The sequence below is a fragment of the Roseateles sp. P5_E8 genome, assembly GCF_054177665.1.
Map to the genome: position 1 here is coordinate 19,660 of NZ_JBGCUM010000007.1, position 19,777 is coordinate 39,436.

Below are 19,777 nucleotides of genomic sequence, written 5' to 3' on the forward strand. Positions count from 1 at the left end.
CTCACCGGCCAGCCGAGGCGCGGATGCGCTGGAAGCTGGCATAGTGATCGCCGGTGTAATAACAAACTTCGGGCGCGGTTGGCGGTGAGCCGCCGCAGACGATGCGGCGAGCGCCCCGATTGCGCGCGCCAGGTGTCTTGACCGTGTATTCGCGATAGAAGCCGCGTGCCTTGCGGGGCAGCAGGCGTTCGCGGTTGCCGAACACCACGCCGTCTTTGGCTTGAGGAAACGGGCCGCCGGTGAGGACGAGCCGGTGTGTTTCCTGGGCCTGGACGGGCAGCTCGCTCAGCGCAATTTCGGCCAGAGCGGGCGTTGTGGTGGGCGTTGCTTCCTTGGCTTGCACGCCGCCGGACAAGCCGGACAGCAGCAAGGCGGTGGTGACCGCCGAGGCGCCGGAGCGCGCCAGCCACGAGAGCAAAAACACGGGTTTACCCTGTTCTGAAAACCGATATGGTACCGAAGCGACCCCAAAAGCTCAAGCCGCGACCGGGTGCCGCAGTGCGGAATAAGGTTGTGTGAGCCTGCGCTCACTTTCTGCTAAGTGCTTGTTTTTGCTGAGTTTGTGACGGAGAAATGACGCCTAAACCGGCGTGAAAACTTATGTCAATTGGGGGAGTCCGGGCGGTCTGAGCGCGCCCGGCCCACGGCTTGCGAGGCTTTCAGGCGCGCGCCGCGTTGGCGTCGGCCACGGTCAGGGCCGTCATGTTGACGATGCGCCGCACGGTCGCAGACGGCGTCAGGATGTGCACCGGCTGCGCGGCGCCGAGCAATACCGGGCCGATGGCGATGCCGCCGCCGGCCGCCGTCTTCAGCAGGTTGTAGGAGATGTTGGCGGCGTCAATGTTGGGCAGCACCAGCAGGTTGGCTTCGCCGCTCAGCGGGCTGTGCGGCATCAGCTGCTTGCGGTAGGCGGGGTCCAGCGCGGTGTCGCCGTGCATCTCGCCGTCGACCTCCAGCCAGGGCGCGAGCTGCTGGATCAGCGCCAGCGTGTCGCGCATCTTGATGGCCGAGGGCTTGTCGCTGGTGCCGAAGTTACTGTGCGACAGCAGGGCGGCTTTCGGCGTCAGGCCGAAGCGGCACATCTCCTGGGCGGCCAGGATAGTGATCTCGGCGAGTTGTTCGGCGCTGGGGTCGTAGTTGACATGGGTGTCGACCAGCATGACCTGGCGGCCCGGCAGGATGAGCCCGTTCATGCAGGCATAGGTCTTCACGCCGGCGCGCTTGCCGATGACCTGATCGATGTAGGCCAGGTGAGTGGCCGTCGTGCCCCAGGTGCCGCAGAGCATGCCGTCGACCTCGCCCTTGTGCAGCAGCATCGTGCTGATCAGCGTCAGGCGGCGGCGCATCTCGATTTTGGCGAGCTGTTGCGTCACGCCGCGGCGTTCGGTCATGCGCAGATAGGTCTGCCAGTAGTCGCGGTAGCGGTCGTCGTGTTCGACGTTGACGACGTCGTAGTCGCGACCGTGCTGCAGGCGCAGGCCGAAGCGCTCGCAGCGTTCGGCGATCACCGACGGCCGGCCGACCAGCGTCGGGCGTGCCAGGTTTTCGTCGACGACGACCTGGGCCGCGCGCAGCACGCGCTCTTCCTCACCCTCGGCGTAGGCGACGCGCTTGTTGGGCGCACGCTTGGCTGCGGTGAAGATGGGCTTCATCGTGTTGCCGGAGGCGTAGACGAAGCTCTGCAGCTTTTCGCGGTAGGCGTCCCAGTCCTTGATCGGCCGGGCGGCGACGCCAGAGTCTTCCGCAGCCTTGGCGACGGCCGGGGCGATGCGCATCATCAGCCGCGGGTCGAAGGGCTTGGGGATCAGGTACTCGGGGCCGAAGCTCAGCGTCGCGCCCACGTAGGCTGCGGCGACGACTTCACTCTGCTCGGCCTGGGCCAGGTCGGCAATGGCGTGGACGGCGGCGATCTCCATCTCGACGTTGATCGTCGTCGCGCCGGAATCCAGCGCGCCGCGGAAGATGTACGGGAAGCACAGGACGTTGTTGACCTGGTTCGGGTAGTCGGTGCGGCCAGTGGCCATGATGGCGTCGCTGCGCACGGACAGGACTTCCTCCGGCAGGATCTCGGGCGTCGGGTTGGCCAGCGCAAAGATCAGCGGCTGGGCGGCCATGGTCGCCACCATGTCGGCCTTCAGCACGCCGCCGGCCGACAGGCCCAGGAAGACGTCGGCGCCGGCAATCGCCTCGCGCAGGCTGCGCTGCGAAGTCGGCTGCGCAAACACCGCCTTGTCCGGGTCCATCAGCTCCGTGCGGCCCTCGTAGACGACACCGGCCAGGTCGGTCACCCAGATGTTCTCGCGCGGCAGGCCCAGCTTGACGAGCAGGCCCAGGCAGGCCAGCGCCGCCGCACCCGCGCCCGACGTGACCAGCTTGATCTGCTTGATGTCCTTGCCGACGACCTTGAGGCCGTTCAGGAAGGCCGCGCCGACGACGATGGCSGTGCCGTGCTGGTCGTCGTGGAAGACCGGGATCTTCATGCGCTCGCGCAGCTTGCGCTCGACGTAGAAGCAGTCCGGCGCCTTGATGTCCTCGAGGTTGATGCCGCCGAAGGTGGGCTCCAGCGCAGCGATGCAGTCGACGAGCTTGTCGAGGTCGTTCTCAGCCACTTCGAGGTCGAAGACGTCGATGCCGGCGAACTTCTTGAACAGGACGGCCTTGCCCTCCATGACCGGCTTGGACGCCAGCGGGCCGATGTTGCCCAGGCCCAGCACGGCCGTGCCGTTGGAGACGACGGCGACGAGGTTGCCGCGCGAGGTGTAGCGGAAGGCGTTGGCCGGGTCGGCGACGATTTCCTCGCACGCCGCGGCCACGCCGGGCGAGTAGGCCAGGGCCAGGTCGTGCTGGTTGACGAGCTGCTTGGTGGCCGCGATGGCGATCTTGCCCGGCGTCGGGAACTCGTGATATTCGAGGGCCGCCTGGCGGAGTTGGGCGCGTTTTTCTTCTGGACTTGGCATGGCGGGGGACGAGCAAGGGCCGGCGGCGGGGTGGGAATCATGCCACCGCAGCCGTGCCCGGGGCGATGTGGATCACCGCAGGGACAATGGCCGCATGGGCGAATTCGATCTGATCCGGCGCTACTTCCAGCGTCCCGCGGCTGAAGGTGTCGAGGTGGGCGTTGGCGACGACTGCGCCGTGCTCGTGCCGACGCCGGGCGCGCGCTGGCTGGTCTCCAGCGACATGCTGGTCGAGGGGCGGCACTTCCTGTCGACGGTCGACCCAGCGCGCCTCGGGCACAAGGCGCTGGCCGTCAACCTGAGCGACCTGGCCGCCTGCGGCGCGACGCCGCGAGGCTTCACATTGGCCCTGGCCCTGCCGCGTGTTGACGAAGCCTGGCTGGCCGGGTTCGCTCGCGGCCTGTGGGCGCTGGCCGACGCGAGCGGCTGCCCGCTGATCGGCGGCGATACGACGCAGGGGCCGCTGAACCTCTGCATCACCGTCTTCGGCGAGGCGCCGCCCGGCCAGGCCCTGCTGCGCGGCGGCGCGCGGGTGGGCGACGAGATCTGGGTGTCGGGCCGGCTGGGCGATGCGCGGCTGGCGCTGGAGGTGTTTCGCGGCACGGTGGCGCTGGGCGGCGACGGCTTCGAGACCGTGCGCGCGGCGATGGAGCTGCCGACACCACGGCTGGCGCTGGGTCAGGCGCTGCGCGGTGTGGCGACGGCGGCCATCGACGTGTCGGACGGGTTGCTGGGGGATCTCGGTCACATCCTGGCGGCCTCGGGTGTCGGTGCGCGGCTGGACGTGGACGCGTTGCCGCGCAGCGCCGTGCTGGCCGCCCAGCCTGCCGTGTTGCAGCACACCTGCGTACTGACCGGTGGTGACGACTACGAGCTGGTCTTCACGGCGCCACCCGGCGCGCGCCTGCCGAACGTGGGCGTCGCGGTGACGCGCATCGGTGTTATCGAGACCGAGACCGGGTTGCGCGTCGTCGATGCGCGTGGCGCCGCCGTCGAGCACGGCCTCCGCTCCTTCGACCACTTCGCCTCATGAGCGGCGCACCGATCCGCCCGACCATGGCCTTCATGCTGCGCCACCCCGCGCGCTGGATCGCGCTGGGCTTCGGCAGCGGCCTCAGCCCCAAGGCGCCCGGCACCTTCGGCACGCTGTGGGCCTGGGGCGTGTTCCTGCTCATCTCGCCCTGGCTCACCGACCTCGGCTGGGCCACGCTGATCGGCCTGGGCACGGTCGTCGGCTGGTGGGCCTGCACGCGCTGCGCCCAGCACATGAACGTGCCCGACCCGGGCGCCATCGTCTGGGACGAGGTGCTGGCCTTCTGGCTCATCCTGTGGCTGATCGGCCCCGCGTCCTTGCTCGGCCAGCTCATCGCTTTCGGCCTCTTCCGCTTCTTCGATGCGGCCAAGCCCGGGCCGGTGCGCTGGGCCGACCAGATGTTCAAGTCCGAGCGCGGTGCGCCCATCGGCTGGCGACAGGGCCTGGGCATCCTGATCGACGACTTCGTCGCAGCCGGTTGTACGCTCGCGGTCATCGCGCTCTACCGCTACCTGCTGGGGTGATGCCATGCCGCCTGCCGACCAAGCCGAACTGATCGACCGCATCGCCGTGGCGTTGATGCAGCGACGCGAGCGCATCGGCACGGCCGAGAGCTGTACCGGCGGCCTCATCGCCGCGGCGTGCACTGACCTGGCCGGCTCCAGCCAGTGGTTCGAGCGCGGCGTCGTCAGCTACAGCAACGACGCCAAGGCCGAGCTGCTGGGAGTGCCCAAGGGCTTGATCGCGCTGCACGGTGCCGTCAGTGCCGAGGTGGCCGAGCACATGGCGCGGGGGCTGCTGGCGCATGCGCCCATCGACTGGGCGTTGTCGGTCACCGGCGTGGCCGGGCCCACGGGCGGCAGCGAGGCCAAGCCGGTCGGCACGGTCTGGTTGGCGCTGGTGCATGCGGGGCGACCGGCTCAGGTCTGGCGCGAGAACTTCAGCGGTGATCGCCACGCGGTGCGGGCGCAGACGGTGACGGCGGGACTGGCGGCGCTTTGCGAGGCGCTGGAAGACCGCGACAACTAGGGCCAGTTCAGCCTAGCTTGGCGATGACGCTCTCTGCCGACAGCGTCGAGGTGTCCGGCGGCTGCCAGCTCCGCGCCCAGGCGATGAACTGCTCCTGCGGCATGGGCTTGCAGATGAAGTAGCCCTGGCCCTCGTCGCAGCCCAGCCGCGCCAGCATGGCCCAGGCCTTGGCCGTCTCCAGGCCCTCGGCGACCACCGTCAGACCGAGGTTGTGGGCCAGCTCGATGGTAGAGCGCACGATGCGCGCATCGTCCAGGTCGCGCTCCATGGCCATGACGAAGCTCTTGTCGATCTTGAGCTCGTCCACCGGCAGGCGCTTTAGGTAGGCCAGCGACGAGTAGCCGGTGCCGAAGTCATCGATGGACAGCTTGAAGCCCATTGCATGCAGGTGCTCCAGCGTCGACAGCGCCCGTTCGGGGTCGTCCATGATGGCGCTCTCGGTGATCTCCAGGCACAACGATTCGGCGGGCACATGCAGCGGCGTGATGAGGGCCTCAATCTTGGCCGGCAGGTCCTGGTCCATCAGGTCACGCGTGGACAGGTTGACGGACAGCTGCACCTTCAGGCCCGCGTCTGCCGCCTGCCGCGCAAACCTGGCTGCGTTGGACAGCACCCAGGCGCTCAGCAGGCGGATGAAGCCCGTCTGCTCGGCGAACGGGATGAACTGCATCGGCGGCACCAGGCCGCGCGTCGGGTGCTGCCAGCGCACCAGCGCCTCGGCGCCGATGACGCGGCCGTGCTGCAGGTCGATCTTGGGCTGCAGGAACAGGCGCAGCTCCTCGTTCTCGACGGCATGGCGCAGCTCGGTCAGCAGCGACAGCGATTCCTGGCTGCCGGCGTCCAGCTGCGCGTGATAGATCAGGCTGCCGCATTGGCGCGTCTTGGCGGCATACATGGCCAGCTCGGCGCGGCCCAGCAGCTGGTTGACGTCGTGGCCATGCTCGGGGAAGAGGGCGATGCCGATGCCGGCGCCGAGGTCGATGGTCTCGTTGTCGATGTGCAGCGGGTGCTCGAAGTCCTTCAGGATGGCCAGGGCCGCCTCGCTGGCCGCGTGCGCGTCGGTGTGGGCCAGCAGGATGGCGAACTCGTCGCCCGACAGCCGCGCCAGCACCGAATGCGCCGGCGCGCACAGCGCCTGCAGCCGCTCGGCCACGCTCTGCAGCAGGCGGTCGCCCACGTCGTGGCCCAGCACGTCGTTGACGTGCTTGAAGCGGTCCAGGTCCAGCATCAGCACGGCGCCGGGCGTGTCGCTGTGGGTCAGGTGATGCAGCAGGAACTCGGCGAAGCGCGCGCGGTTGGGCAGCAGCGTCAACTGGTCCACATAGGCGAGGTTGTTGACGAGGGCGTCGCGGCGGCGGATGCCTTCGCGCATGCTCTCCAGCGCGAGGGTCAGCTTGTGCACTTCGTCCAGCCGCGACGTGGAGGGCACGGGCGTGTCGTAGTCGCCGCGCTCCAGCCGCCGCGCGGCGGCGGACAGCGCCTTGATCGGCCCGCTGATGCCGCGCGCCAGCAGCACGCTGACGAGAGCAAAGACGGCCACGCCCAGCAGCGTCAGGCCCAGCAGCACCAGCTGCAGCTGCTGGTAGGGCGCCAGCGCCGCGTCCAGCGAGCGCAGCAGCAGCACGCCCAGGTGCTGCTCGCCATCGAGCAGCGGCACGAAGCGCGCGCGCAGGCGTTCGCCGTCCAGCTCCAGCACGCCGTCGGCCGGCGGCCGGTCGCCCAGCCCGGCTCGCAGCGCGGCGGTGGGGCCGGTGCCGAGGTTGGCGACGATGCTGAGCCAGGGCTGGCCGGCCGGCTGCAGCAGCACCACGCTCTCCAGCTCGGACAGCGCCTTGAGGTCGTCCAGCACCTCATGGTCCAGCTCGAAGCCCATCAGCACCCAGCCCACCGGTGCCGGCGTGCGCACCTGCACTGCGACGACCTGGTAGACCCTGCTGCCCAGCACGGCCAGTGCGGTGCCGTCCTTGTTCTTGACGGTCTGCTGCAGCGCCGTGCCGAAGGAGGCCGCGCCGTCGCGCGTGGCGGTGACGAGATGGAGTTGCACGTCGAAGTAGGCGACCACCGAGGCGCCGATGCGCTCGCCCTGGTTGACGAGGGCGTCCTTGATGGTGTCGACCGTGCCCTCCTCGGCCAGCGACAGGCCGATGGTGGTGCGAAAGCCGTAGTCCTTGGCCAGCAGCTCGGCCGCGTCGTGCAGCTTGCCGGCGCGCTGGTCCAGCAGGCGGCGCAGCACGCGCTCGCCGGTCTGCAGCTCGGCGGCCAGCGAGTCCTCGGCGTTGTGGGTGATGCTGGCGTTGATGGCGACGAAGCTGACCAGCTGCACGACGAGCAGCAGCGCCAGGAACAGGCCGACGATGCGGCCCTCGAGACGGCGCAGATTCAGCCAGGCCGGCAATTGCATCGTGTTGCCGGCCCTACTCGCCGAGCGTCAGCACGCTGGGGCCGCCGCCGGCCGGCACGCTGATCCTGAGGCTTTGCAGCGTGGCCGACTTCTGGCCGGCGTGCCAGGCCTTGACGGCATGCTCGCCGACCGGCAGGTCGAACGTGGCCTGGCCCTTGTCGTCGGTGCGCGCAAAGGTCGCTGTGTCGACGACGATGACGTAGGCACTCATGCGGTCGTGGATGTTGCAGCCCAGGGCCGCCACACCGGGTTTGTCGAACACGATGGGTTCGGTCGGCGTGCCCGAGTACAGCTTGATGTCGATGACCTTGATGGGCGAGATCGAATAGACGTGATGCCGCACGGTGTCGAAGTTCGGGAAGTTCACCGCCGTGCCGGTCTGCACGATGAGAAGCTGGGGTGTGAACTGGCGGTCACGCTGGCCGACCTCAGCCTTGGCCGTGGTCGTCTTGGCGGGCCGGCCCTTGACCTCGACGGCCACCACCGCGCCGGCCAGCGGCTGGCCGCCCGGCCCGCGCAACTGCACGGTGACGGGCACCGCCAGCGCGGCGAGCGGGCTCAGCGCAAGGGCGACAGCGGTGAGATGACGGAGGTTGGGCATGGCGGACGGGGTTGCGCCCCGACGATAGCCCAATCGTGCTCAGCGAACCGTGAGAACTACCCCGGTTTTGCCGCTGGCGGCCTCGGCCAGCATCAGGGCGAAGCGGCGCAGTGCGGCCCAGGGGTTGCTGGGCCAGTCGGGGTGACGCAATCCCTTGACGAGGCCGTCGCAGACCTGGGCGGCCTGCACCAGCGCGCCGGCCTGGGCGCTGTCCAGCCGGGGCGCGATGCGCTCCACCAGCCGCTCCTTGGCGCCCCAGACACGGGCTTCTCGCAGCGCCAGCGGCAGCGGCTTGCCGGCGTCCAGCGCGGCGCGCACGCGGGCCAGCGCTCGCGCGTCTTCGGACAGCGTCCAGTGCACCAGCACGGCCGCCTCGCCCTCGGCCTCCAGGCCGTCGAGCATGCGCAGCAGGCGCGGCACGGCGCCCGAGAGCACGGCCTCGCTGAGCTTGAAGACGTCGAAACGCGCCACGTCCAGCACGGCGGCCTCGATGTGGGCCAGCGTCAGCTCGCCCCTGGGGTGCAGCAGGGCGAGCTTCTGCAGCTCCTGGTGGGCGGCGAGCAGATTGCCCTCGACGCGGTCGGCAAAGAAGGCGAGTGCCCGCTGGCCGTCCTCGCCCTCGGGCACGGACTGGCCCTGGGCCTTGAGGCGCTGGGCCAGCCAGGCCGGCAGCAGGCGGCGCTCGACCGGCTCGACGCGGATGGACGCGCCATTGCCGTCCAGCGCCATGAACCAGGCGCTGGAGAGCTGGGTCTTGTCCAGGCGCGGCAGTGTCACCAGCGTCAGCACGTCGTCGGGCGCGGCCTGGGCATAACGCTGCAAGGCCTCGGAGCCGTCCTTGCCGGGCTTGCCGTTCGGGATGCGGATCTCGATGAACTGGCGGTCGGCAAACAGGCTCATCGCCTGGGCGGCGGCGAGCACCGGTGCCCAGTCGAAATAGGCGCCCGAGACGATGAAGATCTGCCGCTCGCCAAAGCCGTTGGCCCGGGCAGCGGCGCGGATCTGGTCGGCCGCCTCCTGGGCGAGCAGGGGCTCGTCGCCGTGGACGGTGTAGATGCGGGCCAGTCCCTTGCTCAGGTGGGCGCCGAGGCCTTCCGCGCGGAGCTGCATCAGGTGGGGAGTTTCACGGCCGCGAGGCGGCGCAAGACTTGCGCGATGGCGTCGGAATGCATGGCGCCGTAGAGGTTGGCGGCTTCCTGCTCCTTGGCCAGGGCTGCCGTCTCGGTGTAGTTCATGTCGCGCGCCAGGCGCAACTCGACCTTGGGCACCAGCAGCTCGCCGGCCGCCGTGCGGATCATGTAGTCGAACTGCAGGCGCAGCGACCACTCACGCACCTGGCCGACGCTGGTCGACGCGACGACGGTGCGGTCGCGCGACTCGTGCAGCACCTCCAGCACGACCTCGGCGCGGGCCGGGTCGTCCAGCAGCTGCACCGGCGTGCGCCTGATCTGGCGCCTGAGGCCGGCGGCCAGCGGCGAGTTGGGCTCGAAGCCGGTCAGCGCCAGCGTCTTGAACGGCAGCTCGGCTTCTCGGCGCAGCTCGAAGCCGCAGCCGGTGAGGGCTGCGAGGCTGATGAGCGCAAGGCGGCGGTCCATCAGACGACGATGTTGACGAGGCGGCCGGGCACGATGACGACCTTCTTGGGCGGCTTGCCTTCGCTGAACTTGGCGAACTCGGGGTTGGCCAAGGCTGCTGCCTCGATCGCCGCCTTGTCGGCCGATGCCGACACCTTGACCGCGCCGCGCAGCTTGCCGTTGACCTGCAGCATCAGCTCGATCTCGTCCTGCACCAGCGCCGCTTCGTCCACCGAGGGCCAGGGCGCGTCGAGCAGGTCACCCAGCTCGGCGGCGAAGCCCAGGTCTTGCCACAGCTGGTGGCTGATGTGCGGCGTGGCGGGGTAGAGCACGCGCAGCAGCACCGAGAAGCCGTCGCGCACCGCGGCCGACTGGCCTTCCGCCTTGAAGCCTTCCAGCGCATTGAGCAGCTTCATCGCTCCGGAGACGACGGTATTGTACTGCATGCGCTCGTAGTCGTAGCTGACCTGCTTGAGCACGTTGTGCACCTCGCGGCGCAGCGCCTTGCCGTCGCCGCTCAGCGCGGCGTAGTCGGCGCCGCCGGACTTGATCGCATCGGCATTGCGCGCGCCGAAGTTCCACACGCGCTTCAGGAAGCGGTGCGCGCCTTCCACAGCCGCGTCATTCCACTCCAGCGTCTGCTCCGGCGGGCTCGCGAACATGACGAACAGGCGGGCCGTGTCGGCGCCGTATTGGTCGATCAGGGCCTGCGGGTCCACGCCGTTGTTCTTCGACTTGGACATCGTCGTCATCTCGTACGTCAACGGCAGGCCATCGGCCTTCAGCGTGCCGCCAACGATCGCGTCGTGCTCGTTGCGGATGACGTCGACTTCGTGTTCCCAGTAGTAGTTCTTGCCCGCGTCTTCCGGCTTACGGAAGAAGGCGCCCTTCAAGACCATGCCCTGAGTCAGCAGCTTCTCGAACGGCTCGCTGATCGTCACCAGGCCGAGGTCGCGCATCGCCTTGGTCCAGAAGCGCGCGTACAGCAGGTGCAGGATGGCGTGCTCGATGCCGCCGATGTACTGGTTCATGCCAATCCGGCCAGGGTTGGCCTTGTCAGCCCCCATCCAGTACTCGGTGCCGTCCGCGACCATGGCCTGGTCGTTGTTCGGGTCGCAATAGCGCATGAAGTACCAGGACGAATCGACGAACGTGTCCATCGTGTCCGTCTCGCGCTTGGCCGGCTTGCCGCATTTGGGGCAGCCCACGTTCAGGAAGGCCGCGTGCTTGTTCAGCGGGTTGCCGCTGCCGTCGGGGATCAGGTCGTCGGGCAGCACGACGGGCAGGTCCTTCTCGGGGACCGGGACGACGCCGCAGCCGTCCGGGGAGGGGGCCCCGGGCGTACCGGAGCCGTGGCAATGGATGATGGGGATAGGCGTGCCCCAGTAGCGCTGGCGGCTGACGCCCCAGTCGCGCAGGCGCCAGGTGGTCTTCTTCTCGCCCAGGCCCTTGTCGGCCAGCAGTTCGGCGATCTTGTTGACGGCGTCGACATGCGACAGGCCGTCCAGCACGCCCGAGTTGATGCAGCGCGCCTTCTGCTTGTCGCCGTACCACTCGGCCCACTTCTTGTCGTCGTAGGCCTGGCCGTCGACGTCGATGACCTGCTTGATCGGCAGCTGGTACTTCAGCGCGAACGCGAAGTCGCGCTCGTCATGCGCCGGCACGCCCATGACGGCACCGTCGCCGTAGCTCATCAGCACGTAGTTGCCGACCCAGACCTCGACCTGCGCACCGGTGATCGGGTGCGTGACGAACAGGCCCGTGGGCACGCCCTTCTTGTCCTGCGTGGCCAGCTCGGCCTCGGTCGTGCCGCCGGCCTTGCATTCCTCGATGAAGCGAGCGACTTCGGGCTTGTCCTTGGCCGCGACGGTTGCGAGCGGATGCTCAGGAGCTACGGCGCAGAAGGTCACGCCCATGATGGTGTCAGCGCGGGTCGTGAACACCCACAGGCGGCCACCGCCGCCTTCGATGCTGTGCGGGAAGGCGAAGCGCACGCCCTGGCTCTTGCCGATCCAGTTCTCCTGCATCAGCCGCACGCGCTCGGGCCAGCCGGACAGGTAGTTGGGGTCCGCCGGGTCGGCGACCGCCGACAGCAGCTCCTCGGCGTACTGCGTGATCTTCAGGTAGTAGCCGGGGATCTCGCGCTTCTCGACCAGCGCGCCCGAGCGCCAGCCGCGGCCGTCGATGACCTGCTCATTGGCCAGCACGGTCTGGTCCACCGGGTCCCAGTTGACGACCTGGGTGCGGCGTTCGGCGATGCCCTTTTCCAGCATCTTCAGGAACAGCCACTGGTTCCACTTGTAGTAGCTGGGCTGGCAGGTCGCGACCTCGCGGCTCCAGTCGATGGCCAGGCCCATGGCCTGCATCTGGCCCTTCATGTGGGCGATGTTGGAGTAGGTCCACTGCGCGGGCGGCAGCTTGCCCTTCATCGCGGCGTTCTCGGCCGGCAGGCCGAAGGCGTCCCAGCCCATGGGCATGAGGACGTTGTAGCCCTTCATGCGCAGCTGGCGGGCCAGCATGTCGTTGATCGTGTAGTTGCGCACATGGCCCATGTGCAGCTTGCCCGAGGGGTAGGGCAGCATGGAACAGGCGTAGAAGTGCGGCTTGCTCGCGTCTTCGGTGACTCGGTAGGCGTCGCGCTCCGTCCAGTAGGCACGGGCGGCGGCTTCGATCTCGTTCGGGTTGTAGCTGGGCGCTTCGGTCTTGGCGTTCATGGACCAAATTGTAGGTGGCGCCCCTGCGCGGGCCTGGGCCAGCACGCCCCGTCTGCCCCGACCCCTAGCTTGAACTTTCAGAAATTCAAGTCAGAGCCTTTACTGGTTTGACTACTTGGCCAGGGAGCCCGTCCATGTCTGCTGCGCGCCTTCATTCCTTCGCCCTCGCATGCCGCTGGGCCGCCGCCACCGTGCTGGCGCTGTTGGGCCCGGTGACGGCGCACGCCGCCGTGGCGTCGGTGGGTTTCGGCATCCAGGGCGAATTCCCGCCGACCAGCTTCAGCGATCCGGTTTTCACCGAGAACAGCCGCCACGTCGACACGACGTCGCTGCTCGCCGACCTGTGGGGCGCCGCCGACCTGCGCGACGGCACGGTGCGGGCGAAGATGACCACCATGCCCGTGACGGTCTACCAGAGCAGCCCCATCGCCATCACATCGGTGTCGATCACGGACGACCTGCACGTCATCGGCCCCGGCACGGCGCCCGTGCCCATGACCATGACGCTGGACGTCGATGCGCTCCTGCCGATCAACCCCGCCCTGGGCGCCAGCAGCTACGAATCGCTGATCTTCCGAGCCACGATGTCGGCCCTCGGCGCGCCGGGCAAGGAAATGCGGGTGATACGGTCCAAGAGCCTGGACGAGAACGGCGCCGTCACGCAGGACGACATCATTTGCCAGTGGGATTGCGGCCTGCTCAACGAGCCGTTGACGCTGGCCGGTGTCGTCAATGGCAAGTTGATGGTGCAGGGCATGGTGGTCCCGAACACCAGCTTCACCTTTTGGGCCACTGTGGAGCTGCAGACCTACATCTACCCGGTGGGGCTGAATGCCGAAATCGACGCGAGCCATACGGCGCGCGTGTCCTATTCGCTGCCGACGGGCTACACGCTGGGGTCGCAGTCCGGCGTCTTCCTGACGGCCCCGGTGCCAGAGCCTTCAACGACAGCGCTTGCCCTGGCGGGCGGCGTGCTGCTGGTGGGCCTGCTGCGCCGGCGCCCGGTTACTCGGGCTGCTGCGCCACGAACGCGATGCGATTGAGGCCGGCGGCCTGCACCCAGCCAATCAGCTCGGCCACCTGGCCGTAGGGCACGGCGCGGTCGGCGCGCAGTTGCACTTCAAGCTGCGTGTTCGCGCGGCCCAGCTCGTTGATGCGCTGCTGGAAGGCTTTCGCATCCAGCTCGTCCTCGCCCAGATGCAGCTTGCCGTCCGGCGTGATGGCCACGGCGATGAAGCTGGGCGCGTCGCTGGGCGTTGCGGCCTCGCTCTTGGGCAGGTCCAGCCGAAGAGACGCGGTCATCAAGGGCGCGGTGATCATGAAGATGACCAGCAGCACCATCATCACGTCGATCAGCGGCGTCATGTTGATGTCGCTCATGGGGCGAGCGGCGTCGGTGCGTTCGAGCCGACCGAAAGCCATGATCAGTCTTGGTCGAGGAGTTCGCGCAGGTCGTGCGCAAAGCCTTCGAGGTCGGCCTCGCAGGCGGCCACCAGCTTGCCGAACACGTTGTAGGCCAGCACGGCGGGGATGGCGACCGCGAGGCCGGCGGCCGTCATGATGAGCGCCTCGCCGACCGGGCCGGAGATCTTCTCGATGGTGATGTTGCCGGCCACCGAGATGCTGCCCAGCGCGTGGTAGATGCCCCAGACGGTGCCGAACAGGCCCACGAAGGGCGCGGTCGCGCCGATGGAGGCCAGCAACACCTGACCGAACTGCAGCTTGGCCAGCACCGCGTGCAGTGCGTCGCGCAGGCGGCGGGTCAGACGGGATTCACGTTTGCCCGCCGCGTCCAGCGTGGCCGTGCGGGTCTCGGCGGTGGCGGCGTCCAGCAGCGGCAGCAGCAGGCCCTCGGTGTCGAAGCTCTGCAGTGCGCTGCGGCCTTCATGCACGCCTGCGGCAGCCCAGAAGGCCGGCACGGCGCGCACCAGGCCACGGCGGGCACGGCGCAGCAGCCAGGTCTTCCACAGGATCAGTGCCCAGGCGCTGACGGACATGACCAGCAGCAGCAGCGCTACCGCGCGGCCGACGAGGTCGCTCTGGCCCCAGAAGTCCGCGAAGCCGCCCATGTCAGGCGAAACCCAGCACGTCGTTCATGCCGAACAAGCCCGTCTTCTGGCCCATCAGGAAGCGCGCCGCGCGCAGGCTGCCCTGGGCATAAATGCCGCGGTTGCTGGCCTTGTGGCTGATCTCGATGCGCTCGCCGGTGCCGGCGAACAGCACGGTGTGGTCGCCGATGACGTCGCCGCCGCGCACGGTGGCGAAGCCGATGGTGGACGGGTCGCGCACGCCGGTGACGCCTTCGCGGCCGTAGACGGCGCATTGCTTCAGGTCACGGCCGAGCGCGTCGGCGACAACCTGGCCCATCTGCAGCGCGGTGCCGCTGGGCGCATCGACCTTGTTGCGGTGATGGGCCTCGACGATCTCGATGTCGAAGCCCTCGTTCATCGCGCGGGCGGCCATGTCGAGCAGCTTGAGCACGACGTTGACGCCGACGCTCATGTTGGGCGCGAAGACGATGGCCGTGCGCTCGGCGAGCTTGGCGAGTTCAGCCTTCTGGGCTGCGTCGAAGCCTGTGGTGCCGACGACGGCCTTGACGCCCAGCTCCGCGCAGGCGGCCAGGTGCTCCAGCGTCGCCTCGGGGCGGGTGAAGTCGATCAGCACATCGGCGCCGGCCAGGCCCGCGCGAACATCGTCGCCCTTGTCCAGCGTGACGTGCAGCGTGCAGTCCTCGGCGGCTTCGACGGCCTCGATGAGCATCTTGCCCATGCGGCCCGAAGAGCCCGTGATGGCAACCTTGATCAAGAACCGGCTCCCACCTTGGCGTCCAGCGGCGGATAAGTGCGGCCCGGCGCCGGGCCTTCGGCGGCGGCCGTCGGTGCGGCGTCGGCGCTGCGCTTGGGCGGCGGCAGCGCGCTGCGCTCGGCCTCGCTCAGCTCAAGCTTGGGCTGCTTGCTGCCGGGCTTGAAGGTGTTGACCGAAGAGACGAATTCGTTCTCGGTGGGCAGGTCGTCGGGCACCGTCAGGGTCTTGAGCTTGTCACCGTCGAACTCGGCGATCACCAGGCGCTGCTGGTAGGCGGCACCCTGGCGGCGGATGGTGAAGGGGTAGTCCCAGCGTGACTCGTGGAAGACGTCGGTCAACAGCGGCGAGCCGAGCAGGTCGCGCACCTGCGCCTTGGGCATGCCGGGCTTGACGCGGGCAACCATCTCCTTGGTCAGCACATTGCCCTGCACCACCTCGACGCGGTAGGGCGTCACAAAGCCCAGCACCTTCTCACCGGTGATGGTGGGCAGGGTGGGCCATGAGGGCATGTAGGAGCAGCCGCCAAGCAGCGCAATCAGCGGGAGAGAGGCAAGCAGGGGACGCATGGGGCGGCTGGACAGAGTGCGGAGAGCGCCTGCCGGAGGTTCGGCTGGCTATGATCGGCGGATTCTAGCGGGGCCCCTTCCGGGGCTCCGGCCCACGCGCCATGCCCTCTTCCGTCAAAGACCAGACCAGCGACATCAAGAACAGCGGCCTCAAGGCGACGCTGCCACGCATCAAGATCCTCGAGATCTTCCAGCGCACACAGCAGCGTCACATGACGGCCGAAGATGTTTACAAGGCTTTGCTCGGCGAAGGCGCCGACATCGGCCTGGCGACGGTCTACCGCGTGCTGCAGCAGTTCGAGCAGGCCGGCCTGCTGAGCCGCAACCATTTCGAGACCGGCAAGGCCGTTTACGAGCTCAACGAGGGGCACCACCATGACCACCTCGTCTGCCTGAACTGCGGCAAGGTCGAGGAGTTCTTCGACTCCGGCATCGAGGAACGCCAGCACGCCATCGCGAGCGAGAAGGGCTTCCAGTTGCAGGAGCACTCGCTGGCGCTGTACGCGACCTGCGTGAAGCCCAACTGCCCCAACAAGGGTTAAGCGCTTAGCTGCTGACCCGCGCGCGGATCGCCGCGAAGCTGTCGTCCACCAGCAGGCGGCCGTTCTCGAAGACGGTGCGCAGCGCCTCGGTCGCGCCGTCGGCCAGGGCCTGCTGGTGGCCGGGTGAGTCCAGGCGCACGGTGGCGAAGGCGCAGACATCGTCATTGGTGCGGCGCATCAGCGTCAGTCGGCCGGCCTTGCTGCGCTTGGCCAGGTCGGTGACCGGGGCCTTGAAGACGTCGCGCCATGCGCCGCCCACCTCCGCAGCCGAGGCCTTCATCGCAAAGCCCAGCGTGTCGCGGTTGACCTGCTGCAGCAGCGCGCCGCCCTGGCCGAAGGCGACGTTGTCGGCCGAGTAGCCGGCGGATTCCAGCGCACCCAGGATGCTGCCGATGGACTCGCGCGTGATGCCGTCGCCCTGGATGACGCGCACATGCTTCAGCACTTTGTAGCCCTTGGCGTTGACGGCGCTGCCGAAACTCGCGTCCAGCGCGCGCACGGTGCGCAGCACGGCGCTGGTGGGGTCGCCGCTGTCGGGGCGGATGACGACGGTGGCGCCGCTGGCGATGACCTCCTCGCGCAGGGCGCCGCCCCAGAGCTGGGCCACGGCGGCGTCGAGGTCGTAGGAGTCGGACACGACGGCCAGCAGCGCGCCGGGCCGGCCGAACTGCGTGAGCATGTTGCGATAGGCATCCAGCTCGCCGTCACGGCCCCAGGCGGTGATGGTGCTGTGCTCGGCCGCCGGGATGGAGAAGCCGGCCATGGGCTCGCCGTAATAGAGGCGGGCGCCGAGCAGCGCCGTGAGGTTGTCGGTGCCCTGGAAGTTCACCAGGTGGGCCATGCCGCCCAGCATGGCCGACTCCAGCGACGACACGCCGCGCGCGCCGAAGTCGTGCAGCTTGAAGGGCAGGCCTTCGGGCGAGCCGGTGCGCGCGAGCGAGTCGCCGATGAGGCGGCGCGTGGACAGGCCGTGGCTGGCCACCGTTGTCGGGTACCAGACGCGCAGCAGCGCCGTCTCGACATAACTCGTCAACCACCAGCATGCCGGGTCGGTGTTCTCGACCGTGACGAGGGCATGGTTGACCGGCACGACGGTCCCCTCGGGCACCGCGCGGATGCGCAGCGGCAGCCGGCCGCCGTGGGCGCTGACGATGTGCAGCCAGCCCTCGCGGTTGAAGGGCACGCCGTGGGCCGCGCAGACCTCGACCGCCAAGGCCACATCATCGGCCGTGACGGGTTGGGTGAGGTATTCCTTCAGCAGCGCCTGCAGGCCGAAGAAGACGGTGTAAGGCAGCGTGCCGCCGCGGGCTTCGATGTAGCTGAAGACGGTGCTGGTGCCGGGCGGGTATTGCCGCCAGTGGCTGGTCTTGTAGCTGTCCGTGTTGAGGACGAGCAGGCGGGCGATGTCTTTGAAGGCCTGCAGCGCCATCAGTCCATCGAGCCGCTGTCGATCGCGCGCTGGTGGCGCTCGACGAATTCCTTGTAGGTGTCGATGCCGCGCAGCTGCAGGATGGTGTTGCGCACGGCGGCTTCCACCAGCACGGCCAGGTTGCGGCCCGCGTCCACGGCGATGACGACCTTGCGCACCGGCATGCCCAGCACGTCCTCGTGCAGCGGCTCGTAGGGCAGGCGCTCGAAGTCGCGCTCCATCGTCTCCTTGCGCACCAGGTGGACGATGAGCTTGAGGCGCATCTTGCGACGCACGGCGGTCTCGCCAAAGATGGCCTTGATGTCCAGCAGGCCGATGCCGCGCACTTCCAGCAGGTTGAGCAGCAGTTCGGGGCAGCGGCCCTCGATGGCCGTCTGGGCGATGCGGAAGAAGTCGACGGCGTCGTCCGCCACCAGGCCGTGGCCGCGCGAGATCAGCTCCAGGCCCAGCTCACTCTTGCCCAGGCCCGATTCGCCGGTCAGCAGCACGCCCAGGCCGAGGATGTCCATGAAGACGCCGTGGCGGGTCGTGCGGTTGGCAAAGAGCTGCGACAGGTAGCCGCGCACCAGGTCGATGACGTGGCCGGCGGATTCCTTGGTGCGGAACAGCGGGATCTCGGCGCGGTCGCACATGGCCACCAGGCGCGGTGGCGGCGTGGTGTCGTCGGCGACGATGATGACCGGCGGCTCCAGCGTGACGATGCGCGAGATGCGGCGGTCCTGGACGTCGGTGCCTTCCTGGTTCAGGTAGGCGACCTCACGGCGGCCGACGATCTGCACGCGGTAGGGGTGGATGTAGTTCAGGTAGCCGACCAGGTCGGCCGCGCTCTGCGCATCGCGCACGGCGGCTTCGTCGAATCGGCGCTCCGGGTGGCCGTGGCCGGCGATCCATTCCCAACGAAGAGCTTCGCGGTGCTCTTCAAACAACCGCTCAGCGCTGATGGAGGTTGGTTTCAAGTCGGAACGTAAGTCGCTAAGGGTTTACGCGAAGCGCCGATCAGCGGCATCAGGCGACGGACTTCAGCGGCTCCCAGGATGCGATGAGCTTGTGCAGCGTCGCGGCCTCGGGTTCGGTCTTGAGTTGCTCGCGCAGTTCGCGGTCGGACAGCATCTCGGCGATCTCGGACAGGATCTCCAGATGACGCTGCGTGGCGGCTTCGGGCACGAGCAGGAAGATCAGCAGGCCGACGGGCTCGTCATCCGGTGCGTCGAAGGCGATGGGCTGCTGCAGGCGCAGCACGGCGGCCAGCGGGTTTTTCAGGCCCTTGACGCGGCCATGCGGAATGGCAACGCCATGGCCGAGGCCGGTCGAGCCCAGGCGCTCGCGGGCGAACAGGTTGTCGGTGACCAGCGCGCGGGCCATCTGGTGGTGGTTTTCGAACAGCAGGCCGGCGTGTTCGAAAGCGCGCTTCTTGCTGGACGCATCCACATTCACCAACACGTTGTCGGCGGGCAGGATGGCGGCTAGACGGTTCATGGGCTGGGGCCGAGCGTCGGGGGCGCCTGGTGGGCGCGGCCGGAGCCGGCGGTTGGGTCAATCAGAGTCGCAGATTATGGAACTGCGGGCTGTTTTGGGGTGAGGGGTCGATCCCGGAGGCGTGCAAAAGGCCTCTGCTCACCCCTGAATGCGGGTCTTTGCGGCACTGCAACAACAACCGTTTGCCGCGGATGGGCGCCGGATTGCGCATGGCAAAAACGCGAAAGCGGCCCGGAGGCCGCTTGGGGGACAAACCACCTGGGTGGATTTAGCGGGCGGGCACCTCAAGGCGCTTGGCCGAGGCGTGGTGGTGGTCTTGCACCTTGTCCTTGTGGCGGCAGACCTGGCGATCCAGCTTGTCCATCAATTGGTCGATGGCGGCGTAGAGGTCCTCATGGGACTGCTCCACGAAGATGTCGCGGCCCTTCACATGCAGCGTGACTTCGGCGCGCTGCCGGCGGTCCTTTTCCTTTTGCTTTTCTACGGTCAGCAGGACGTTGATGTCAACGACCTGGTCAAAGTGGCGGGTCACGCGGTCCAGCTTGGTGAGCACGTATTCGCGCAATGCTGGGGTGACGTCGAGATGATGGCCACTGATCGTCAGATTCATAGAGCTTCCTTTCACAGGAATGGGTCGGAAAAAACGGAAC

General features: G+C 68.3%; 20 protein-coding genes. 5 read left to right on the forward strand and 15 right to left on the reverse strand.

What is annotated here, in order from left to right; all coding sequences use genetic code 11:
- Window position 1: 1 nt before the first annotated feature.
- Window positions 2-424: a ribonuclease domain-containing protein gene (locus tag ACXRVZ_RS05725; protein WP_458232237.1), complete on the reverse strand. Its 423-nt coding sequence runs from the start codon at window positions 422-424 to the stop codon at window positions 2-4.
- A gap of 235 nt (window positions 425-659) precedes the next feature.
- Window positions 660-2,957 carry an NADP-dependent malic enzyme gene (locus tag ACXRVZ_RS05730; protein ID WP_457418574.1) on the reverse strand — a complete coding sequence of 766 codons (2,298 nt, stop codon included), beginning with the start codon at window positions 2,955-2,957 and terminating at the stop codon, window positions 660-662.
- 94 nt (window positions 2,958-3,051) lie between these two features.
- Here ACXRVZ_RS05730 and thiL point away from each other — a divergent pair, with 94 nt between their 5' ends.
- Genes thiL through ACXRVZ_RS05745 form a run of 3 tightly spaced genes read left to right on the forward strand, consistent with a single transcriptional unit; the run spans window position 3,052 to window position 5,019 of the window.
- The gene (gene thiL, locus ACXRVZ_RS05735) at window positions 3,052-3,990 is read left to right on the forward strand and encodes a thiamine-phosphate kinase (RefSeq protein ID WP_457418576.1); all 939 of its coding nucleotides are present in this window, start codon (window positions 3,052-3,054) and stop codon (window positions 3,988-3,990) included.
- Entirely contained in the window at window positions 3,987-4,514 is a 528-nt protein-coding gene (locus ACXRVZ_RS05740; RefSeq protein WP_457418578.1) for a phosphatidylglycerophosphatase A family protein, read from the forward strand. Before thiL ends, ACXRVZ_RS05740 begins: the two co-directional genes overlap by 4 nt.
- A gap of 4 nt (window positions 4,515-4,518) precedes the next feature.
- Window positions 4,519-5,019 (forward strand): CinA family protein, encoded by a 501-nt coding sequence (locus ACXRVZ_RS05745; protein WP_457418580.1) that lies wholly within the window; start codon window positions 4,519-4,521, stop codon window positions 5,017-5,019.
- 7 nt (window positions 5,020-5,026) lie between these two features.
- Here the strand turns inward: ACXRVZ_RS05745 and ACXRVZ_RS05750 are convergent, their stop codons facing one another.
- From ACXRVZ_RS05750 to leuS, 5 genes are read right to left on the reverse strand one after another with little or no spacing between them, the layout of a single operon-like run.
- The gene (locus ACXRVZ_RS05750) at window positions 5,027-7,420 is read right to left on the reverse strand and encodes an EAL domain-containing protein (protein ID WP_457418582.1); all 2,394 of its coding nucleotides are present in this window, start codon (window positions 7,418-7,420) and stop codon (window positions 5,027-5,029) included.
- 13 nt (window positions 7,421-7,433) lie between these two features.
- Window positions 7,434-8,021: a methylamine utilization protein gene (locus tag ACXRVZ_RS05755; protein ID WP_457418584.1), complete on the reverse strand. Its 588-nt coding sequence runs from the start codon at window positions 8,019-8,021 to the stop codon at window positions 7,434-7,436.
- A 39-nt stretch (window positions 8,022-8,060) separates the two neighbouring features.
- A complete protein-coding gene (holA, locus tag ACXRVZ_RS05760; protein ID WP_457418586.1) occupies window positions 8,061-9,131 on the reverse strand; it encodes a DNA polymerase III subunit delta in 1,071 nt (356 codons plus the stop codon).
- On the reverse strand, window positions 9,131-9,616 hold the full coding sequence (locus tag ACXRVZ_RS05765; protein WP_457418588.1) for an LPS-assembly lipoprotein LptE: 486 nt from the start codon (window positions 9,614-9,616) through the stop codon (window positions 9,131-9,133). Before ACXRVZ_RS05765 ends, holA begins: the two co-directional genes overlap by 1 nt.
- Entirely contained in the window at window positions 9,616-12,309 is a 2,694-nt protein-coding gene (gene leuS / locus ACXRVZ_RS05770) for a leucine--tRNA ligase (protein WP_457418590.1), read from the reverse strand. Before leuS ends, ACXRVZ_RS05765 begins: the two co-directional genes overlap by 1 nt.
- A gap of 134 nt (window positions 12,310-12,443) precedes the next feature.
- On the opposite strand from leuS, the gene ACXRVZ_RS05775 reads away from it, so the two are divergent.
- Window positions 12,444-13,352, forward strand: coding sequence for a PEP-CTERM sorting domain-containing protein (locus tag ACXRVZ_RS05775; protein WP_457418592.1), 909 nt, complete (start codon window positions 12,444-12,446; stop codon window positions 13,350-13,352).
- Here ACXRVZ_RS05775 and ACXRVZ_RS05780 read toward each other — a convergent pair.
- Genes ACXRVZ_RS05780 through ACXRVZ_RS05795 form a run of 4 tightly spaced genes read right to left on the reverse strand, consistent with a single transcriptional unit; the run spans window position 13,315 to window position 15,623 of the window.
- On the reverse strand, window positions 13,315-13,731 hold the full coding sequence (locus tag ACXRVZ_RS05780; RefSeq protein ID WP_457418594.1) for an ExbD/TolR family protein: 417 nt from the start codon (window positions 13,729-13,731) through the stop codon (window positions 13,315-13,317). The genes ACXRVZ_RS05775 and ACXRVZ_RS05780 overlap by 38 nt on opposite strands.
- Window positions 13,732-13,733: 2 nt before the next feature.
- Window positions 13,734-14,378 (reverse strand): MotA/TolQ/ExbB proton channel family protein, encoded by a 645-nt coding sequence (locus tag ACXRVZ_RS05785; protein ID WP_457418596.1) that lies wholly within the window; start codon window positions 14,376-14,378, stop codon window positions 13,734-13,736.
- Between the two features lies 1 nt (window position 14,379).
- A complete protein-coding gene (gene dapB, locus ACXRVZ_RS05790; protein WP_457418598.1) occupies window positions 14,380-15,114 on the reverse strand; it encodes a 4-hydroxy-tetrahydrodipicolinate reductase in 735 nt (244 codons plus the stop codon).
- Window positions 15,111-15,623, reverse strand: coding sequence for an outer membrane protein assembly factor BamE (locus tag ACXRVZ_RS05795; protein WP_458232238.1), 513 nt, complete (start codon window positions 15,621-15,623; stop codon window positions 15,111-15,113). The genes dapB and ACXRVZ_RS05795 overlap by 4 nt, the downstream gene beginning before the upstream one ends.
- Before the next feature lie 158 nt (window positions 15,624-15,781).
- Here ACXRVZ_RS05795 and fur point away from each other — a divergent pair, with 158 nt between their 5' ends.
- Window positions 15,782-16,222: a ferric iron uptake transcriptional regulator gene (gene fur, locus ACXRVZ_RS05800; RefSeq protein ID WP_457418602.1), complete on the forward strand. Its 441-nt coding sequence runs from the start codon at window positions 15,782-15,784 to the stop codon at window positions 16,220-16,222.
- A gap of 4 nt (window positions 16,223-16,226) precedes the next feature.
- Here the strand turns inward: fur and ACXRVZ_RS05805 are convergent, their stop codons facing one another.
- The 4 genes from ACXRVZ_RS05805 to hpf form a co-directional block, all read right to left on the reverse strand.
- Window positions 16,227-17,651, reverse strand: coding sequence for a nicotinate phosphoribosyltransferase (locus tag ACXRVZ_RS05805; RefSeq protein WP_457418604.1), 1,425 nt, complete (start codon window positions 17,649-17,651; stop codon window positions 16,227-16,229).
- The gene (hprK, locus tag ACXRVZ_RS05810; protein WP_457418606.1) at window positions 17,651-18,607 is read right to left on the reverse strand and encodes an HPr(Ser) kinase/phosphatase; all 957 of its coding nucleotides are present in this window, start codon (window positions 18,605-18,607) and stop codon (window positions 17,651-17,653) included. Before hprK ends, ACXRVZ_RS05805 begins: the two co-directional genes overlap by 1 nt.
- A 49-nt stretch (window positions 18,608-18,656) precedes the next feature.
- Window positions 18,657-19,127, reverse strand: coding sequence for a PTS IIA-like nitrogen regulatory protein PtsN (gene ptsN / locus ACXRVZ_RS05815; RefSeq protein WP_457418608.1), 471 nt, complete (start codon window positions 19,125-19,127; stop codon window positions 18,657-18,659).
- A gap of 268 nt (window positions 19,128-19,395) precedes the next feature.
- Window positions 19,396-19,737 (reverse strand): ribosome hibernation-promoting factor, HPF/YfiA family, encoded by a 342-nt coding sequence (gene hpf / locus ACXRVZ_RS05820; protein ID WP_457418610.1) that lies wholly within the window; start codon window positions 19,735-19,737, stop codon window positions 19,396-19,398.
- Between the last annotated feature and the right edge of the window lie 40 nt (window positions 19,738-19,777).

Excerpts from the sequence above, each read along its gene's own strand:
- holA (WP_457418586.1), bottom strand. The coding sequence starts at position 9,131 with ATGCAGCTCCGCGCGGAAGGCCTCGGCGCCCACCTGAGCAAGGGACTG.
- ACXRVZ_RS05780 (WP_457418594.1), bottom strand. The coding sequence starts at position 13,731 with ATGGCTTTCGGTCGGCTCGAACGCACCGACGCCGCTCGCCCCATGAGC.
- thiL (WP_457418576.1), top strand. The coding sequence starts at position 3,052 with ATGGGCGAATTCGATCTGATCCGGCGCTACTTCCAGCGTCCCGCGGCT.
- ACXRVZ_RS05750 (WP_457418582.1), bottom strand. The coding sequence starts at position 7,420 with ATGCAATTGCCGGCCTGGCTGAATCTGCGCCGTCTCGAGGGCCGCATC.
- ACXRVZ_RS05785 (WP_457418596.1), bottom strand. The coding sequence starts at position 14,378 with ATGGGCGGCTTCGCGGACTTCTGGGGCCAGAGCGACCTCGTCGGCCGC.
- hpf (WP_457418610.1), bottom strand. The coding sequence starts at position 19,737 with ATGAATCTGACGATCAGTGGCCATCATCTCGACGTCACCCCAGCATTG.
- fur (WP_457418602.1), top strand. The coding sequence starts at position 15,782 with ATGCCCTCTTCCGTCAAAGACCAGACCAGCGACATCAAGAACAGCGGC.
- ACXRVZ_RS05755 (WP_457418584.1), bottom strand. The coding sequence starts at position 8,021 with ATGCCCAACCTCCGTCATCTCACCGCTGTCGCCCTTGCGCTGAGCCCG.
- leuS (WP_457418590.1), bottom strand. The coding sequence starts at position 12,309 with ATGAACGCCAAGACCGAAGCGCCCAGCTACAACCCGAACGAGATCGAA.
- ACXRVZ_RS05795 (WP_458232238.1), bottom strand. The coding sequence starts at position 15,623 with ATGCCCTCATGGCCCACCCTGCCCACCATCACCGGTGAGAAGGTGCTG.
- ACXRVZ_RS05775 (WP_457418592.1), top strand. The coding sequence starts at position 12,444 with ATGTCTGCTGCGCGCCTTCATTCCTTCGCCCTCGCATGCCGCTGGGCC.
- ptsN (WP_457418608.1), bottom strand. The coding sequence starts at position 19,127 with ATGAACCGTCTAGCCGCCATCCTGCCCGCCGACAACGTGTTGGTGAAT.
- ACXRVZ_RS05805 (WP_457418604.1), bottom strand. The coding sequence starts at position 17,651 with ATGGCGCTGCAGGCCTTCAAAGACATCGCCCGCCTGCTCGTCCTCAAC.
- ACXRVZ_RS05765 (WP_457418588.1), bottom strand. The coding sequence starts at position 9,616 with ATGGACCGCCGCCTTGCGCTCATCAGCCTCGCAGCCCTCACCGGCTGC.
- ACXRVZ_RS05740 (WP_457418578.1), top strand. The coding sequence starts at position 3,987 with ATGAGCGGCGCACCGATCCGCCCGACCATGGCCTTCATGCTGCGCCAC.
- ACXRVZ_RS05745 (WP_457418580.1), top strand. The coding sequence starts at position 4,519 with ATGCCGCCTGCCGACCAAGCCGAACTGATCGACCGCATCGCCGTGGCG.